We start from the raw sequence: 237 nt of genomic DNA on the forward strand, positions 1-237 counted from the left end.
CCACACGCGCGGTCGCCGACATCGGCGCGCCCTGGTGCGACCTGGTGGACTGGGTCAGCGGCGAGCGCTTCGTTGATGACAGCGCCGCGTTCGCCACCCTGGTGGCCGAGCGGGGTGCGGTGGGCGGGCAGAGCTTCACCACCCCACCGGCGGGCGGCGCGATTCAGGCGGTAACCAGTGATGACGTGGCGGCGGCGATGTTCAAAACCGGCGCAGGCACCCTCGCCTCGTTGACGG

The 237-nt window shown here is 71.7% G+C and carries 1 pseudogene; it reads left to right on the top strand.

The annotated features are described in order from the left end of the window. Positions 1-237 (top strand): annotated as a pseudogene (locus ACQG3P_RS23475) (gfo/Idh/MocA family oxidoreductase); the annotation flags it as partial.

Origin of the sequence: Stenotrophomonas sp. SrG (assembly GCF_050031795.1) — a bacterium.
GTDB classification, from domain to species: domain Bacteria; phylum Pseudomonadota; class Gammaproteobacteria; order Xanthomonadales; family Xanthomonadaceae; genus Stenotrophomonas; species Stenotrophomonas rhizophila_A.